The following is a 16937-nucleotide window of genomic DNA, read 5'->3' on the forward strand; positions in this document are numbered from 1 at the left end:
GTAGTGCCGGGCCGAGGGGTCAGAGCCCGGCCAGGGCGAGCAGATGCTCGGTCTCGGGGCCCTTCACCAGCGGCGCGGCGATCAGCGGGTCGGTGGGGCCGAGGCCGAACGACGGGCAGTCCTTGGCCAGCACGCAGACGCCGCATGCCGGCTTGCGGGCGTGGCAGACGCGGCGGCCATGAAAGATGACACGGTGGCTCAGTAACGTCCACTCGCTGCGCTCGATCAACTCGCCGATCGCGTGCTCGACCTTCACCGGGTCTTCCTCGGCGGTCCAGCGCCAGCGCCGAACCAGCCGGCCGAAGTGGGTGTCGACGGTGATGCCCGGGATGTCGAAGGCGTTGCCGAGGATGACGTTGGCGGTCTTGCGCCCGACACCGGGCAGGGTGACCAATTCGTCCATCGTCTTGGGCACCTGCCCGTCGAAGCGTTCGACGAGTTCCTGACCGAGCCGGATCAGGGAGCTGGTCTTGTTGCGGTAGAAGCCGGTGGGCCGGATCAGCTCCTCGAGTTCGGTGCGGTCGGCCTGGGCGTAGTCGCGAGCGGTTCGGTACTTGGTGAACAGCGCCGGGGTGGTCAGGTTGACCCGCTTGTCCGTGGACTGCGCCGACAGGATGGTGGCGACCGTCAGCTCCAACGGATTGGTGAAGTCGAGTTCGCAATAGACGTGGGGAAACGCCGTCGCCAGCTCCCGATTCATCCGGCGAGCGCGGCGCACCAGGCCGAGGTGGGTTTCGGTGTCCCACTTGGTGGCTGCGGGCTTGACCGCCGCCTCGGCCGAAGCGGGCTTCTTGGCAGGCTTGCCGGCCGTCTTGCGCCTGGTCGACGTGCCGTCCGTAGTCACGAAGCCAAGGGTACTGACGGGGTCCGTCAGGCTGCGGACGGACCGGTGACAAACCGTAATCCCGCTGAGACCTTGCCCGTGTTTACTTTCCCCGTGACCTGGTTGCTCGCGGTGTGTGTTCCAGGGTTGTTGATGCTTTCGACGTTCGGCTTGCAACGAGTCGAGGAAGCACTGCAGACCGACCGCACCGCCGAGGACGACGTCACCGAGTATCTGGAGCGGGCGGCCAAAGCGGCCAAGGCGGCGGCAAAGGCGCCGCCAGCGGCGGCTGGAATCCCCCATCGACGGCCGGACGGGCACTCCCGACTGGGCGCCGATGAGCCCGGTTTGCCCACCCGGTCGTACGCGCACGCCACGCCGAATCCGCAAGTTCACCGGACTCAATACGCCAATCGTGTGTAGCGTTGGCTCGTCGCAAGACCGGCTGCCTCTACACTGAACTCGCTAAGCGACAGAGCTGGCCTGCGTATTTCACATCATCGAAGAGTTTAAAGAGGGGCAACGTGGACGAGATCCTGGCGAGGGCCGGAATCTTCCAGGGAGTTGAGCCCAGCGCTGTTTCCGCGCTGACCAAGCAACTACAGCCGGTTGATTTCCCGCGAGGGCATACGGTGTTCGCCGAGGGCGAGCCCGGTGACCGGCTGTACATCATCATCTCCGGCAAGGTGAAGATCGGCCGCCGCTCCCCGGATGGACGCGAGAACCTGCTGACCATCATGGGACCGTCCGACATGTTCGGTGAGCTGTCGATCTTCGACCCGGGCCCCCGCACGTCCAGCGCTACCACCATCACCGAGGTGCGCGCGGTCTCGATGGACCGCGACGCGCTGCGGGCCTGGATCGCCGACCGCCCCGAGATCGCCGAGCAGCTGCTGCGCGTGTTGGCCCGCCGGCTGCGCCGCACCAACAACAACCTTGCCGACCTGATCTTCACCGACGTTCCCGGCCGGGTCGCCAAGCAGCTGCTCCAGCTGGCGCAGCGGTTCGGGACCCAGGAGGGCGGCGCCCTGCGCGTCACCCACGACCTCACCCAGGAAGAGATCGCCCAGCTGGTGGGCGCCTCCCGCGAGACGGTGAACAAGGCGCTGGCCGACTTCGCTCACCGCGGCTGGATCCGCCTGGAAGGCAAGAGCGTGTTGATCAGCGACAGCGAAAGATTGGCACGGCGAGCGCGCTAGAGCCCGCTAACCGCGCCGATTCCGGCGCGGTTGCGTTCGCTCAGCGGCGGTTTCCGCGCCGAAGTCACGCCCGCAGGTAGTCCAGCTGGGCGCGCACCGACTTCTCGGCGGCGTCCCACAGTTTCTCGTCGACATCGGTGTAGACGTGCTCGACGACCTGCCGGGCAGTGGCGTCTTCGCCGATCACCCGCAGGGCTTGGCGCACCTGATCGAGGCGCTCCTCGCGGTGGGCCAGGTACATGGCACTTACCGCAGCGAGATCGTCGAGCTCGGGCCCATGCCCGGGTAGCACCCGGCGCGGGCCAAGCCCCTGCAACCGGCGCAACGATTCCAGGTAGTCGCTCAGGTTGCCGTCCTCGTCGTCGATGACGGTGGTCCCGCGGCCCAGCACGGTGTCGGCGGTGAGCACCGCGTCACCCACCACAAACGACAGTGAGTCAGCGGTGTGGCCGGGGGTGGCCATCACGGTGATGCGCAGCCCCGCAGCGTCGATGACCTCGCCGTCGGCCAGCGGGCCACCCAGCCCGCGCAGGAAGCCGCTGCCCACCGAGCGCACCACCGCCCCGGAGGCGTCGACGATCTTGTCGATGCCGCCGGTGTGGTCCTCGTGCTTGTGGCTGATCAGCACCAGCGAGATCCTGCCGAGGCCGGCCAGCCGGCTGATGTGTTCGTCGTCGTCGGGCCCGGGATCGATGACGACGATCTCGTCGCTGCCGGGGTGGCGCAATACCCAGGTGTTGGTGCCGTCCAGCGTCATGATGCCCGGGTTGTCACACAGCAAGACGGAGGCCACGACCGTGTCCGTCTCCACGACCGGCCTCAACACCCCGTACGCGGGATGGGTCACGCGCTCACGCGACCTCGACGATCAGTTCCACCTCGACCGGCGCGTCGAGCGGCAGTTCGGACACCCCGACGGCCGAACGGGCGTGAGCGCCGGCCTCGCCGAAGACCTCACCGAGCAGTTCCGAGGCGCCGTTGATGACGCCGGGCTGTCCGGTGAATCCGGGGGCGGAGGCGACGAATCCGACGACCTTGACCACCCGGGTCACGTTGTCGATACCGACCACACTGTCGACGGCGGCCAGGGCGTTGAGTGCGCACACCCGCGCGGCGGCCTTGGCGTCTTCCGGGGTGACCTCGGCGCCAACCTTGCCGCTCACCGGCAGGGTGCCGGCCTGCATCGGCAGCTGACCGGCGGTGTAGACCAGGTTGCCGGTGCGCACGGCCGGGACATAGGCCGCCAGCGGCGCCACGACCTCGGGAAGCGTCAGCCCCAACTCAGCGAGGCGGGCGGTTGCCCCACTCACTTGGGCCGCTTCAGATAGGCGACGTGCTGCTCACCGGTGGGGCCCGGCAGCACCGCGACGAGTTCCCAGCCGTCGGCACCCCACTGGTCGAGAATCTGCTTGGTCGCGTGGGTCAGCAGGGGCACGGTGGCGTACTCCCATGTCGTCGGTTCGCTCATGGCCGAAGCTTATCGCTCACACCTTTCACCCAGGTTGGTGCAACCGCTTGGCTAGCATGCATGGATGGTGACCACACCGAGCGACGGCGCTCCTGTCGGCTGGCCTTCTCGCCTCACGAAGGCCCGGCTGCATTTCGTGACCGGCAAGGGGGGCACCGGTAAGACGACCGTCGCGGCCGCCCTGGCGCTAACGCTGGCCGCCGGGGGCCGCAGGGTCCTGCTCGTGGAAGTCGAAGGGCGCCAAGGCATTGCGCAGCTTTTCGATGTGCCGCCGCTGCCCTATGAGGAGTCCAAGATCGCCACCGCCGACGGCGGCGGGCACGTCAACGCGCTGGCGATCGACATCGAGGCGGCGTTCCTGGAGTACCTCGACATGTTCTACAACCTGGGGCTGGCCGGCCGGGCCATGCGCCGGATCGGGGCGATCGAGTTCGCGACGACGATCGCGCCGGGCCTTCGCGACGTGTTGTTGACCGGCAAGATCAAGGAATCGGTGGTGCGGGTGGGCCGCGACAAGCGCCCCGCCTACGACGCGGTCGTCGTCGACTCGCCGCCTACCGGGCGGATAGCCCGATTCCTCGACGTCACCAAGGCGGTTTCCGACCTCGCCAAGGGCGGGCCGGTGCATTCGCAGGCCGAGGGGGTCGTCAAGCTGCTGCACTCCGAGCAGACGGCGATCCACCTGGTCACCTTGCTGGAAGCGTTGCCCATCCAGGAGACCATCGAAGCCATCGAGGAACTCGAAGAGCTCGGCCTGCCGATCGGCAGCGTGATCGTCAACCGCAACATCCCGCCGTTCCTGGCCCCCGACGACCTGGCCAAGGCCGCCGAAGGCGACATCGACGCCGACGCGGTCCGCGCCGGTCTGACCCGGGCCGGCATCACCCTCGAGGACGCCGACTTCGCCGGGCTGCTGACCGAGGCCATCGAGCACGCCAGCCGGATCCGCGCCCGCACCGAAAGCGCCGAACAACTCGAGGGTCTGCACGTCTCACGGCTGGAGTTGCCGACCATCGCCGACGGCGTGGATCTGGGCAGCCTGTACGAGTTGGCCGAAACGCTTGCAGAGCAAGGAGTCCGATAAATGAGCGGCGCACCTCCAGCCCTCGACATGAAGTCGATCCTGGCCGACAAGTCCAACCGGGTCGTGGTGTGCTGCGGCGCCGGCGGCGTCGGGAAGACCACCACCGCGGCGGCGATGGCGCTGCGCGCCGCCGAGTACGGCCGCCACGTGGTGGTGTTGACGATCGACCCCGCCAAACGACTGGCCCAGGCGCTGGGTATCAAGGAACTCGGCAACTCTCCGCAGCGGGTGCCGCTGGCACCCGAGGTGTCCGGTGAGCTGCACGCGATGATGCTGGACATGCGTCGCACATTCGACGAGATGGTCATCGAGCATTCGGGAACCGAACGCGCACAAGCGATTCTGGACAACCAGTTCTACCAGACGGTCGCCACGTCACTGGCCGGCACGCAGGAGTACATGGCCATGGAGAAGCTCGGCCAGCTACTCGGCCAGGACCGCTGGGATCTGGTGGTGGTGGACACCCCGCCGTCGCGCAATGCGCTCGATTTCCTGGACGCCCCGAAACGGTTGGGCAGCTTCATGGACGGCCGGCTGTGGCGCCTGCTGCTGGCCCCGGGCCGCGGTATCGGACGTCTGGTGACCGGCGTGGTCGGCCTGGCCATGAAGGCGATGTCGACGATCCTGGGCTCGCAGATGCTCTCCGACGCTTCGGCTTTCGTGCAGTCACTGGACTCGACATTCGGCGGGTTCCGGGAGAAGGCCGACCGCACCTACGAGTTGCTCAAGCGGCGGGGCACCCAGTTCGTCGTGGTCTCGGCCGCCGAGCCCGACGCGCTGCGCGAGGCGTCGTTCTTCGTCGACCGGCTCTCCGCGGAGGGTATGCCGCTGGCCGGGCTCATCCTCAACCGCACCCACCCGACGTTGTGCGCGTTGAGTGTCGAGCGCGCCGTCGACGGTGCCGAGGCATTGGCAGCGGGGTCGGACAACGGTGATCAGTTGACGGCGGCCGTGCTGCGGATCCACGCCGATCGGGCGCAGACCGCCAAGCGCGAGATCCGGCTGCTGTCGCGGTTCACCGGGGCCAACCCACATGTGGCGGTGGTCGGGGTGCCTTCGCTGCCCTTTGACGTGTCCGATCTGGACGCACTGCAGGCGATTGCCGATCAGATCACCGGGGAAACGGGACGGTAACCGCCGGCGACATGCGGCGGCTCGGTCCGGAGGCTGGGTCCGGACGTTGAGTCCGGACGTTTGGTCCGAAGTTAGCTGACGCTACGGTGCTTGCGCTGCGCGGCGAAGAATTCGGCCCAGGACACCACTTCGGGGTGCTGCTTGAGCAGGGCGCGCCGCTGACGCTCGGTCATGCCGCCCCACACCCCGAACTCCACGCGGTTGTCCAGGGCGTCGGCACCGCATTCGGCCATGACCGGACAGTGCCGGCAGATCACGGCTGCCTTGCGCTGCGCCGCACCCCGGACGAATAGCTCGTCAGGGTCGGTTGACCGGCACAAAGCCCGGGATACCCACGCAATCCGGGCCTCCCCGTCAGCTTTGTCGCACAAACCGTTCAGAGGCGCTGCGCTTGGCTTACAGGCAGCGGGCCGAATACTTGACACCGGCGATCCCCTTCGTCCGGCCGCACACCGCGGCTTACAAATGTTCGGGTGCAGACCTTATGCGATCTACGCCACATTGCGATCGGGAGTGTTACCTGAATCGCACTGTCTGTTTAAGTTAGGTGGTCAGGTATCTTTTGCGCAACAGTTGGATCTCATGTTTTTTGGGACGATCGTGCCGACCGATCATGAACTGGGCTTTCTGACTTGTCCGTCAATTGCCACGGCCATATTGGCCCGGCCCGGTACGCACCGCAAGGCCCCGGAACCCCTAGTTACTCTGTAACCCATGTCGGATCGCCCGCCGGCCGGCGCCACCATCATCAAGCTGGCCTGGTGCTGCCTATTGGCCAGCGTGTTGCTCGCGGCACTGCTGTTTCCCGTGGTGGGTGGCATCGGGTTGATTTCCAACCGCGCCTCGGACGTCGTAGCCAACGGATCGGCGCAGCTGGTCGAGGGCGAAGTGCCTGCCGTGACGACGATGGTCGACGCCAAGGGCAACACCATTGCGTGGCTGTACTCGCAGCGCCGCTTCGAGGTCCCCAGCGACAAAATCGCCGACACGATGAAACTGGCAATCGTTTCGATCGAGGACAAACGGTTTGCCGAACATAACGGTGTCGACTGGAAGGGCACGCTGACAGGTCTGGCGGGCTACGCCTCCGGCGATATGGACACCCGCGGTGGATCGACGATCGAGCAGCAGTACGTGAAGAACTATCAGCTGTTGGTGATCGCGCAGACCGACGCCGAGAAGCGCGCGGCGGTGGAGACCACCCCCGCGCGCAAGCTGCGCGAGATCCGCATGGCGCTCACCCTGGACAAGACGTTCACCAAGCCCGAGATCCTCACCCGCTACCTGAACCTGGTCAGCTTCGGCAACGGCGCCTTCGGCATCCAGGACGCGGCGCAGACCTATTTCGGGGTCGACGCCTCGCAGCTGAACTGGCAGCAGGCCGCGCTGCTGGCCGGGTTGGTGCAGTCCACGAGCGCACTCAACCCGTACACCAACCCCGACGGCGCGCTGGCCCGGCGCAACCTGGTGCTCGACACCATGATCGACAACCTGCCGGACAAGGCCGACGAGCTGCGCGCCGCCAAGCAGGAGCCGCTGGGCATCCTGCCGCAGCCCAACGAGTTGCCACGAGGCTGCATCGCCGCCGGCGATCGCGCGTTCTTCTGCGACTACGTACAGGAATATCTGGCCCGCGCCGGCATCAGCAAGGAGCAGCTCGCCAAGGGCGGCTACCTGATCAAGACGACCCTGGATCCGGACGTGCAGAACTCGGTCAAGCAGGCCGTCGACTCGCTGGCCGCGCCCGACATCCAGGGCATCGCCAGCGTGATGAGCGTGGTGATGCCAGGCAAGAGCGCGCACCCGGTGACCGCGATGGTCAGCAACCGCACCTACGGCCTCGACTCGGCGCTCGGGGAGACCATGCAGCCGCAGCCGTTCTCCCTGGTCGGGGACGGCGCGGGGTCGATCTTCAAGATCTTCACCACCGCCGCCGCCCTCGACATGGGGATGGGCATCAGCGCCAATCTCGACGCCCCGGTCCGATTCGAGGCCAAGGGACTGGGCAGTGGCGGCGCCAAGGGTTGTCCCAAAGACACCTGGTGCGTGCAGAACGCCGGCAACTATCGCGGCTCGATGAGCGTCACCGACGCGTTGGCCACCTCGCCCAACACCGCCTTCGCCAAGCTGATCTCGCAGGTCGGGGTGCAGCGGACCGTCGACATGGCGGTCAAGCTGGGCCTGCGTTCCTACGCCGAGCCGGGCACTGCCCGCCCCTACGAGCCCGGCACCAACGAGAGCCTGGCCGATTTCATCAAGCGGCAGAATCTCGGGTCCTTCACCCTGGGTCCGATCGAAGTCAACCCGCTCGAGCTGTCCAACGTCGCGGCGACGCTGGCGTCCGGCGGCGTGTGGTGCCCACCCAACCCGATCGACAAGCTCTACGACCGCAACGGCAACGAGGTGTCGGTGACCACCGAGGCCTGTGACCAGGTAGTGCCCGAGGGGCTGGCCAACACCCTGTCCAACGCCCTGAGTAAGGACGACGTCAGCGGCACCGCGGCCGGCTCGGCCAGCTCGGTCGGCTGGACCCTGCCGATGTCAGGCAAGACCGGCACCACCGAGGCGCATCGGTCCTCGGGTTTCCTGGGCTACACCAACCGCTACGCGGCGGCCGCCTACATCTATGACGATTCCCCGACGCCGTCGGATCTGTGCTCGTGGCCGCTGCGCCAGTGCGGCGATGGAAACCTCTACGGCGGCAACGAGCCCGCCAAGACCTGGTTCACCGCGATGAAGCCGATGGCCGAGGCCTTCGGTGACGTGGCGCTGCCGCCCACCGATCCGCGATATGTCGACGGCGGCCCGGGTTCGCGGGTGCCCAGCGTCACCGGGCTGACCCAGGACATGGCGCGGGATCGCCTCAAGGAGGCCGGGTTCCAGGTCGCCGACCAGCCCACCCCGGTCAACAGCGCCTCGCCCTACGGCACAGTGGTCGGCACCTCCCCCGGCGGGCAGACCATCCCCGGTTCGATCGTCACGATCCAGATCAGCAACGGAATCCCGCCGCCTCCACCACCACCTCCGGCGGGCCTTCCCCCGCCGATCCCGGGCCTGGACGGCGCGCCGTTCGGCCAAACCGTGGTGGAGATCCCCGGCCTGCCGCCGATCACGGTGCCCCTTCTGGCGCCGCCACCACCGTGAGGCGGATGTGACGTCGCGTTTTTCACAGCCAGCTCGGCGGGCCCGTAACCAGGCGGTAGCAGTATTCTTGCCGGTATGGCTGTGCCGTCAGCAGTGAAATCCTCCGCAGTAGCGGCCGCGGGTTCGGCCGCGCTGGCGATCGGCTACGCCACGGTGGTCGAACGCAACGCCTTCGTCGTGCGCGAGGTCACCATGCCCGTGCTGACGCCGGGCTCCACGCCGCTGCGGGTGCTGCATCTCAGCGACATCCACATGCGTCCCGCCCAACGGCACAAGCAGGCCTGGCTGCGGGAGCTGTCGCGCTGGGAGCCCGACCTGGTGGTCAACACCGGTGACAATCTCTCGCACCCCAAGGCGGTACCGGCGGTGGTCCAGGCGGTCGGCGACCTGCTCTCGGTGCCCGGTGTGTTCGTCTTCGGCAGCAACGACTACTTCGCGCCCAAGCTGAAGAACCCGGCCAAGTACCTCACCGACAGCGACCACCGCATTCACGGCAAGCCGCTGCCCTGGCAGGACCTGCGGGCGGCGTTCACCGAACGCGGCTGGCTGGATCTGACCCACACCCGCCGCGACTTCGAGGTGGCCGGGCTGACCATCGCGGCCGCCGGCGTGGACGACGCGCACCTGGCGCGCGACCGGTACGACACCATCGCCGGGCCCGCCAACCGGAGCGCCAACCTCACCCTCGGCGTCACCCACGCCCCGTACACCCGCGTCCTGGACCGGTTCGCCGCCGACGGCTACCAGCTGGTGATGGCCGGCCACACCCACGGTGGGCAGCTGTGCCTGCCGTTCTACGGCGCGATCGTCACCAACTGCGATCTGGACCGTTCGCGGGCCAAGGGCGCGTCTCGGTGGGGGGCGGAGACCGCGCTGCATGTGTCGGCGGGGATCGGCACCTCGCCGTACTCGCCGTTCCGGTTCTGCTGCCGCCCGGAGGCCACCCTGCTGACGCTGGTGGCCGCACCGACCGGCGGGCGCGACGAGAGCCGGACCGCGGTGCGGTCCTCCCCGACCGCGTCCGTGCGGTGATCGTCGCCGCCCACAGCCATCCGCGGGATTGGGTCGACGGAGCCATCCGTCTGATCGAGGCGGACGCGCGACGCAGTGCCGACACCCATCTGCTGCGCTACCCGTTGCCCTCGTCGTGGTGCGACGGGGTGGATGTCGCGTTGTATCTCAAGGACGAGTCGACCCACATCACCGGCAGCCTCAAGCACCGGCTGGCCCGCTCGTTGTTTCTCTACGGGCTGTGCAACGGCTGGATCGGTGAGCACACCACCGTCGTCGAGGCGTCGTCCGGCTCGACGGCGGTGTCAGAGGCCTACTTCGCCGCGCTGTTGGGTCTGCCGTTCGTTGCGGTGGTGCCCGCTTCGACCAGCACGTCGAAGGTCCGGTTGATCGAGGCCAAGGGCGGCCGGTGCCATTTCGTCGACCGGTCCGACGAGGTCTACGCCGAGGCGCAGCGGATCGCCGCCGAGACCGGCGGGCACTACCTGGACCAGTTCACCAACGCCGAACGCGCCACCGACTGGCGGGGCAACAACAACATCGCCGAGTCGATCTACGAGCAGATGCGCGACGAGCGGCACCCGATTCCCACCTGGGTCGTGGTCGGGGCAGGCACCGGCGGCACCAGCGCCACAATCGGGCGCTACATCCGCTATCGGCGGCACGACACCAAACTGTGCGTCGTCGATCCGGAGAACTCGGCGTTCTTCCCGTCCTACGCGCAGCGCCGCTCCGACGTGGTCACCGGCATGCCCTCACGGATCGAGGGGATCGGTCGCCCTCGGGTGGAGCCGTCGTTCCTGCCGGAGGTAGTCGACCGGATGGAGTGCGTTCCGGACGCGGCCTCTATCGCTGCGGCACACCATGTTTCGCGAGTCTTGGGACGACGGGTCGGGCCGTCGACGGGGACCAACATCTGGGGCGCCTTCGGCCTGTTGGCCGAGATGGTGGCTGCCGGCGTCAGCGGCTCAGTGGTCACGTTGATCGCCGACAGCGGCGACCGCTATGCCGATACCTACTTCGATGCCGACTGGCTATCGGCTCACAAGCTGGAGCCGAGCGAGTACTCCGGCGCGCTCGCCGAGTTCGAGCGATCCTGCACCTGGGTCTGATCCGGCGCGGCCGCGTCGGCACCCACGGTGTCGAAGTCTGCATCGGAGTCAGCGGTGTCGTAGTCGCCGGTCACCACCAGCCACAACGCCGCCAGCAGAAAGAACCCTCCGTAGACCACGGCCCCCAAAGCGGTCATCATCCGCTCCACCCTTCGTGCTCGGCATGTTCGATCTGCCGCTAGTCTGCACAACGCCACCGACATCGCCATTGCTTCCCGCGGTGCGCCGCGAGTTTGGCGAATCGGCCTCCGACTAGCCGTTTGGCTTCTCGAGGGTCACGTGCGATACGCTGTCGTGGCTCCACGCGGGGTGTGGCGCAGCTTGGTAGCGCGCTTCGTTCGGGACGAAGAGGTCGTGGGTTCGAATCCCGCCACCCCGACTTGAGTGAGCAGACAGAGGGCTCTGATCCGGTTTCCGGGTCGGGGCCTTCTGTCGTTATTCGGCCAGGAGTTCGGGCAGGTCGCTAGCCAGCGACAGTGCCAGCATCACGTCGAGTGGTTGGTCTCCGCTGTCCCGCGCCAACAGCTGCTCTGCCCGCTTGACGCGGTAGGCGACGGTGTTTGGGGCAACGTGCATCTTCTCGGCCACCAGACGCGGACTTCGCCCGCTGGAGAGGTACTGCAACAGAGTTTCGCGTAGATCTTGGTCCTTGGGACTTACGCCGACCAAACCGCCCAGGGTGTCGCGAACGAACCAGCCGGCGAACTCCAGGTCATCGACCAGAAGGCTCGCAGCCCGCACCGAGTCCAGGCCCAGCACGGTGTTGCCGTCGCGCGGGTGCGATTGTGCATGGCGCCCCAACCGTGCCGCCACCAAGTAGCTGCGCCGAAAACCCTTGGCGCCGGCAATTGTTGGCCCCACAGCGCACCAGGCGGCAGGCAGGTCCACCAACAGCTCGCGGACCGTCATCAGAAACCGGTCCGAGGGCGCGGTGGGCAAGCTCAGCCACGCTCCGAGCATTCCGTTATCCATCTCGACGACGGTGATCTGAGCGGCGAGCGTCTTGGCCGCGTCGGTCAGCGCGCGCCGTAATCGGGCAGTCAGGGCCGACGCCGACGCCTGAGTTTCGTCGGTTCCGACGACGATCGCGACGTGGTGGGAGGTGAGCTTGAGCCCCACAACTCCCTCGACCTCGTCGACGTCTGCGGTCCCGTCGATGATGGACAGGACGGCCTCCCGCTTGGCAAGTGCGGCATGCTGTTCCCAGTCGCGCTGGTGGTAGTCCCACTCCTCGGTGGACTTCTTCCACAAAGCGTCGAAGTAGGCGGTCATCGTCTGATTGACGTCCGCAGCCATTCGCAGGGTTCCTTCCGGGGAGGTCGCCGCGACGGTGTCGTTGACCAGCATGTTCAGCAGTTCCTGCTGCAGGTGGCTGTGGGCGTGCCAGGCGTTCTGCAACAACGTCGCAAACGGCATCCCGCGTCGCAGCGCCCGCTGGTTGGATTCCCAAACCTCGGCGGGGATGACCAGGGCTGAAGGGCCAACACCCGCGTAGAGACCCCGCAGCAGGGCAAGCACGCAAGCCTCGCAGTTGGCCCGCTCGTCGCTCTGGGCGAGGGACGCTGCGTGCCCGAGGCTTCCGCCTTCGTTGGCGGCGGCGATCCGGGCGCTGATGTCGACGGTCCAGGCGACCGGACCGGCACCGAGTTCTGCCTCCGCCGCCGCGACGGTCGCGGCCGAACACGCAGGTTCGAGCGAGAATCGGGGCGGGGGCGCAAGATCGCGGATCCATGTGTGTCGGACGGGCACCACACACCTCCAAACCGACCTCGCCTGCAGCGCCATCTTAGGGCCCGTCCGCCTGCGCGCCGTCCCGCTGCGAACCTGCTTTCTGCGTTCTCACCGCAAAACGAACACCGAACCCTGTGGCGGCACCGCAAGAGATCCCCTACGCGACTGGCTGCAATGGCAATGAACCGCAATACCGCCGACACCCGCCGGCGCCCGAACTGCATCCGAGGACGACCATGAACACGTCACTGAACCTGCGGCCCGGCACGTCCTTTCCGGACATCCCGCTGTTCCAGGGAGACAACGCGCCCAGCCGCATCGAAGCCGATGTCTACGAGTTGGAGTCGTTCGGCCAGATCCCGGCCGACCTCAACGGTCGCTACTACCGGGCCGCCTACGACTGGGCCCACCCTCCGATGTTCCGCGACGAAATCGGCCTCAACGGCGACGGCATGGCGACGATGTTCCATTTCCAGAACGGTCACGCCGACTTCAAGTCGCGCTATGTGCGGACCGAGAAGTTCCGACTGGAACGCGCCGCCCGCCAGGCCCTGTTCGGCCGGTACCGCAACGTCTACACCGCCGACCCCAGCGTGCGCGGCCGCGTCCGTTCCACGGCCAACACCCACGCCGTGTGGCATGCCGGCAAGCTGCTGATGCTCAAAGAGGACGGTCTGCCGTGGGAGATCGACCCCGACACCCTAGAGACCATCGGGCAGTGGGACTTCCACGGCGCGATGACCAGCAAGACCTGCACTGCCCACCCGAGCTTCGATCCGGACACCGGAGAGATGTTCCTGTTCGGCTACGAGGCCAAGGGTGAGGCCACCCGCGACATCGCCTACTACGTCATCGATCCCAGCGGGCACGTCAAACACGAAGCCTGGTTCGAGGCACCCCACGCCGCCTACATCCACGACTTCCGCGTCACCCGTGGGCACGTTGTCATCCCCATCTCCCCAGCCGCGGTCGACCTGGAACGGTTGAAGGCCGGCGGTGACCATTGGCAGTGGGATCCCACCAAAGGAACCTACGTCGGCGTGATGCCGCGCTACGGCCGCGGCGAGGAGATGCGCTGGATCGAGATCCCCACCGCGGCGGCCGGCCACTTTCTCAACGCCTATGACGACGGCGATGTCACTGTGGTCGACCTGACTGCGGGGCGCAAGGGGCCCTTCCCGTTCTTCTTCCCCGACACCCAGGGCAACATGTTCGAACCGCTGGATCTCGCCACACGGTTGACCCGCTGGCGCATCGACCACAGCGACACGGCGACTCCATTCACCACGGAAGCCATTTCCGGCATCCTGTGTGAGATGCCGCAAATCGACGCCCGAAGGGAGATGTCGGAGCATCACCACGGGTTCGTCACGGTGATGAATTCGGGTGTTCCGTACGAGGCCGTCGAGGCCGCCTTGCAGGACTCTGCCAGCCCCGAAGACATCACGAAGTACGCGCCGCTGGTGTCGAGGCTAAACGGAGTCGGGCATTACGACTTCGACGAGAAGAAGTTCTCGGTGCACGTCCTGCCCGAGGGCGATACCGCGCACGAGGTCGAGTTCGTCCCAGCGTCTCCTGAGGCACCTGAAGGCGTGGGTTACCTTCTGGCACTTGTGAATCGGGTCAGCCAGCGCCACAGCGATCTGCTCGTCTACGACGCGCAGAACGTGCAGGCCGGCCCGCTCGGCGGGTACAAGCTGCCGCTGCGTCTGCACACGATTCACGGCACCTGGGTCCCTGAACACGCGCTGAGCCTGTGAACGCGAGGCACCTGCCCACAGTTGCGGGCAGGTGCCTCGATTTCAGAATGGTGGTGCGGGCAGCGCCGGTGGCGGCGGCAGCGGCGGCGAGCCGGGCAGGAACGGGATCCACGGTGGCGGTGGCAGCGCGGGCGGCGGCGGCAGGGACGGCGGACCGAGCGCCGCGGGCGCGGACAGCGATGGCAGCCCCACCGAAGCGGCGGGCACCGCGGCCGCTGACAACGCGGACGCGCCGGATGAACCGAAACCGCCGAGGTTCTGGATGAACAGGTACGACAGTGCCGAGGCGACGCCACCGGTGGCCGCCGACGCGACTCCGACACCACCATTGGCGATCGGAACGGCGACGGCCGTGGCGATGTTGGCCTGGGTCTGTTCGGTGGCGGAATCGCGCGCCTCATCGACCGATCGGCCGATGGTGTCGTTGTAGCTGCGCGTCAAACTGTCGAGAAACGTCTGCAGGTCGGACGTGTCCGACGCCGGCGCAGCCGGGTTGGTACTCGGCGCGGCAGTCGCGGTTCCCCCCGCGGCAAACAACGCCCCGACGCACAGCGACGTGGCCGCGGCGGCGCGGACCGACGTGTGTCGAAGGCTCATATCAGCCCCTTCCTGATGGAGCCATACTATCCGGCCTGGGCTAGAACCGATACCTATCGTTACCCACGCTAACTATCGGGCACCCAGCAACATGGCCAGAAGGGCGCCGCGGCCTACAGGGCCGCCGCTGCCGCCCGTCCCGCGGCACGGCCGGAGAACAGGCACCCGCCCAGGAATGTGCCCTCCAGCGCGTTGTAGCCGTGCACTCCCCCACCGCCGAAGCCCGCGACCTCGCCGGCGGCGTACAGGCCGTCGATCGGCGTGCCGTCGCGGCCTAGAGCCCGAGACGACAGGTCGGTCTGGATGCCACCCAGCGTCTTGCGGGTCAGGACGTGCAGCTTAACCCCGATCAGCGGGCCTGCCGCCGGATCGAGGATGCGGTGCGGCGCGGCGGTGCGTCCGATCCGATCGCCGATGTAGCGCCGCGAGTTGCGGATGCCCTGCACCTGCGCGTCTTTCGCGTAGGGGTTAGCCATCTGCAGATCGCGGGACTCGATCTGCGACCGGATCAGCCCCGCATCGAGCAGCGGCTCGTCGGTGAGGGCATTCATCTTGGCCACCAGCTCCTCGAGTCCGTCGGCGACCACGAAGTCCGCGCCGTGGGTCTTGAACGCCTCGACCGGTCCTGGCGCGCCCTTGCTCAGCAGCCGCTCCTTGAGGAACGCGCCGCGGTCCTTACCGGTGATGTCAGGATTCTGCTCGGAGCCCGACAGGGCGAACTCGCGCTCGATGATCTTCTGCGTGAGGACGAACCAGCTGTGGTCGTAGCCGGCGATCTCGGGCGTGGTCCGCAGATAACGCAATGTCCCCAGGGTGTCGTAGCCGGGCAGGTAGGGCGCCGGGAGCCGACGGCCGAGCGCGTCGAACCACATCGACGACGGTCCGGGCAGGATCCGGATCGCGTGGGCCGGCCAGATCGGATCCCAGTTCTGCACGCCCTCGGTGTAGTGCCACATCCGGTCCCGGTTGACAAGCCGAACACCGGACTCGGCGGCGATGTCGAGCATCCTGCCGTCGACATAGGCAGGCACACCGGTGATCATCCGCTTGGGGGCAGTTCCCATCCGCGCCGGCCAGTGCCGCCGCACGATGTCGTGGTTGCCCCCGATGCCACCGGTCGTAACGATGACGGCCTGACCACGAAATTCGAACTCGCCCAAATGATCCCGATTGGACGGTGCGCCGCGCGGCGCATCGTCGGGGGCCAGGATGGCGCCCCGCACGCCGGTGATCGCCCCGTCGCTGACAACCAGCTCGTCCACCCGGTGGCGATGGTGGAAGGTCACCAGTCCGCGGTCGGCCGCCACCAGCGCGGAGACGACGAATGGCTCGACCACACCGGTTCCGGTGCCCCACGCGACGTGGAAGCGCGGCACCGAGTTGCCGTGTCCGTCGCTGCGCAGATCGCCGCGCTCGGCCCAGCCGACGGTAGGCAGGAACGTGATCCCATGCCCGTGCAGCCAAGAGCGCTTTTCGCCAGCAGCGAACTCGACGTAGGCCCGGGCCCACTTCACCGCCCAGGAGTCCTCGTCGTCGATCCGGTCGAACTGGGCGCTGCCCCGCCAGTCACTCCAGGCGAGTTCGAAAGAGTCCTTGACGCCCAGGCGGCGCTGCTCGGGGGTGTCGACCAGGAACAGCCCTCCGAAGGACCAGTAGGCCTGACCACCCAGGTTCGCCTCGTTCTCCTGGTCGACCAACGCAACCCGCTTACCGCGACTGGTTAGCTCGTGGGTGGCGACGAGTCCGGCCAGGCCGGCCCCGACGACGATGACGTCAGCTTCCATAGGGTGAATCCTTCGGTGTCGGAACAGGGCCACCGTACAACTCGACTCCGCGGACCGAACGTCGAGCGCCGGGACTGATGGGACACACGG

General features: G+C 67.4%; 17 protein-coding genes and 1 tRNA gene. 9 read left to right on the forward strand and 9 right to left on the reverse strand.

Annotated features, from left to right (window positions below):
• Window positions 1-19: 19 nt before the first annotated feature.
• The gene (nth, locus tag ACXDF8_RS09575; RefSeq protein WP_457223003.1) at window positions 20-844 is read right to left on the reverse strand and encodes an endonuclease III; all 825 of its coding nucleotides are present in this window, start codon (window positions 842-844) and stop codon (window positions 20-22) included.
• Between the two features lie 93 nt (window positions 845-937).
• Between nth and ACXDF8_RS09580 the strand changes: the two genes are divergently transcribed.
• Both ACXDF8_RS09580 and crp read left to right on the forward strand, forming a co-directional pair.
• Complete coding sequence (locus ACXDF8_RS09580; RefSeq protein ID WP_457223004.1) at window positions 938-1246, forward strand: hypothetical protein; 309 nt, start codon at window positions 938-940, stop codon at window positions 1244-1246.
• Between the two features lie 101 nt (window positions 1247-1347).
• Window positions 1348-2022, forward strand: a complete 675-nt coding sequence (crp, locus tag ACXDF8_RS09585) for a cAMP-activated global transcriptional regulator CRP (RefSeq protein ID WP_005138643.1) — start codon at window positions 1348-1350, stop codon at window positions 2020-2022.
• A gap of 64 nt (window positions 2023-2086) precedes the next feature.
• Here the strand turns inward: crp and ACXDF8_RS09590 are convergent, their stop codons facing one another.
• From ACXDF8_RS09590 to ACXDF8_RS09600, 3 genes are read right to left on the reverse strand one after another with little or no spacing between them, the layout of a single operon-like run.
• Entirely contained in the window at window positions 2087-2869 is a 783-nt protein-coding gene (locus ACXDF8_RS09590; protein WP_457223005.1) for an MBL fold metallo-hydrolase, read from the reverse strand.
• A gap of 4 nt (window positions 2870-2873) precedes the next feature.
• Window positions 2874-3332 carry a RidA family protein gene (locus ACXDF8_RS09595; protein ID WP_457223006.1) on the reverse strand — a complete coding sequence of 153 codons (459 nt, stop codon included), beginning with the start codon at window positions 3330-3332 and terminating at the stop codon, window positions 2874-2876.
• A complete protein-coding gene (locus ACXDF8_RS09600; protein ID WP_163805316.1) occupies window positions 3329-3490 on the reverse strand; it encodes a Sp36 family protein in 162 nt (53 codons plus the stop codon). The genes ACXDF8_RS09595 and ACXDF8_RS09600 overlap by 4 nt, the downstream gene beginning before the upstream one ends.
• A 64-nt stretch (window positions 3491-3554) precedes the next feature.
• On the opposite strand from ACXDF8_RS09600, the gene ACXDF8_RS09605 reads away from it, so the two are divergent.
• Together ACXDF8_RS09605 and ACXDF8_RS09610 are read left to right on the forward strand one after the other, a co-directional pair.
• Window positions 3555-4574, forward strand: coding sequence for an ATPase BagA (locus ACXDF8_RS09605; RefSeq protein WP_457223007.1), 1020 nt, complete (start codon window positions 3555-3557; stop codon window positions 4572-4574).
• Complete coding sequence (locus ACXDF8_RS09610; protein ID WP_457223008.1) at window positions 4575-5708, forward strand: ATPase BagB; 1134 nt, start codon at window positions 4575-4577, stop codon at window positions 5706-5708.
• Between the two features lie 71 nt (window positions 5709-5779).
• On the opposite strand, the gene ACXDF8_RS09615 is transcribed toward ACXDF8_RS09610, so the two are convergent.
• The gene (locus ACXDF8_RS09615; RefSeq protein WP_457223009.1) at window positions 5780-6133 is read right to left on the reverse strand and encodes a WhiB family transcriptional regulator; all 354 of its coding nucleotides are present in this window, start codon (window positions 6131-6133) and stop codon (window positions 5780-5782) included.
• A gap of 289 nt (window positions 6134-6422) precedes the next feature.
• Here ACXDF8_RS09615 and ponA2 point away from each other — a divergent pair, with 289 nt between their 5' ends.
• The 3 genes from ponA2 (at window position 6423) to cds1 (ending at window position 10975) form a co-directional block, all read left to right on the forward strand.
• Window positions 6423-8852, forward strand: coding sequence for a transglycosylase/D,D-transpeptidase PonA2 (ponA2, locus tag ACXDF8_RS09620; protein WP_457223010.1), 2430 nt, complete (start codon window positions 6423-6425; stop codon window positions 8850-8852).
• 75 nt (window positions 8853-8927) lie between these two features.
• Window positions 8928-9884, forward strand: a complete 957-nt coding sequence (locus ACXDF8_RS09625; RefSeq protein ID WP_457223011.1) for a metallophosphoesterase — start codon at window positions 8928-8930, stop codon at window positions 9882-9884.
• Window positions 9881-10975, forward strand: coding sequence for an L-cysteine desulfhydrase Cds1 (cds1, locus tag ACXDF8_RS09630; RefSeq protein WP_457223012.1), 1095 nt, complete (start codon window positions 9881-9883; stop codon window positions 10973-10975). Before ACXDF8_RS09625 ends, cds1 begins: the two co-directional genes overlap by 4 nt.
• Here the strand turns inward: cds1 and ACXDF8_RS09635 are convergent.
• Entirely contained in the window at window positions 10906-11115 is a 210-nt protein-coding gene (locus ACXDF8_RS09635) for a hypothetical protein (RefSeq protein ID WP_457223013.1), read from the reverse strand. The genes cds1 and ACXDF8_RS09635 overlap by 70 nt on opposite strands.
• A 165-nt stretch (window positions 11116-11280) precedes the next feature.
• Here ACXDF8_RS09635 and ACXDF8_RS09640 point away from each other — a divergent pair.
• A tRNA-Pro gene (locus ACXDF8_RS09640) sits at window positions 11281-11354 on the forward strand.
• A gap of 56 nt (window positions 11355-11410) precedes the next feature.
• Here the strand turns inward: ACXDF8_RS09640 and ACXDF8_RS09645 are convergent.
• A complete protein-coding gene (locus ACXDF8_RS09645; protein ID WP_457223014.1) occupies window positions 11411-12724 on the reverse strand; it encodes a PucR family transcriptional regulator in 1314 nt (437 codons plus the stop codon).
• Window positions 12725-12942: 218 nt separating this feature from the next.
• Between ACXDF8_RS09645 and ACXDF8_RS09650 the strand changes: the two genes are divergently transcribed.
• Complete coding sequence (locus tag ACXDF8_RS09650) at window positions 12943-14466, forward strand: carotenoid oxygenase family protein (RefSeq protein ID WP_457223015.1); 1524 nt, start codon at window positions 12943-12945, stop codon at window positions 14464-14466.
• A 42-nt stretch (window positions 14467-14508) separates the two neighbouring features.
• Here ACXDF8_RS09650 and ACXDF8_RS09655 read toward each other — a convergent pair whose 3' ends face one another.
• Window positions 14509-15063, reverse strand: a complete 555-nt coding sequence (locus tag ACXDF8_RS09655; protein ID WP_457223016.1) for a hypothetical protein — start codon at window positions 15061-15063, stop codon at window positions 14509-14511.
• Window positions 15064-15176: 113 nt separating this feature from the next.
• The gene (locus ACXDF8_RS09660; protein WP_457223017.1) at window positions 15177-16847 is read right to left on the reverse strand and encodes an FAD-binding dehydrogenase; all 1671 of its coding nucleotides are present in this window, start codon (window positions 16845-16847) and stop codon (window positions 15177-15179) included.
• Window positions 16848-16937: the final 90 nt, after the last annotated feature.

It is taken from the genome of Mycolicibacterium sp. CBM1, from assembly GCF_054073305.1.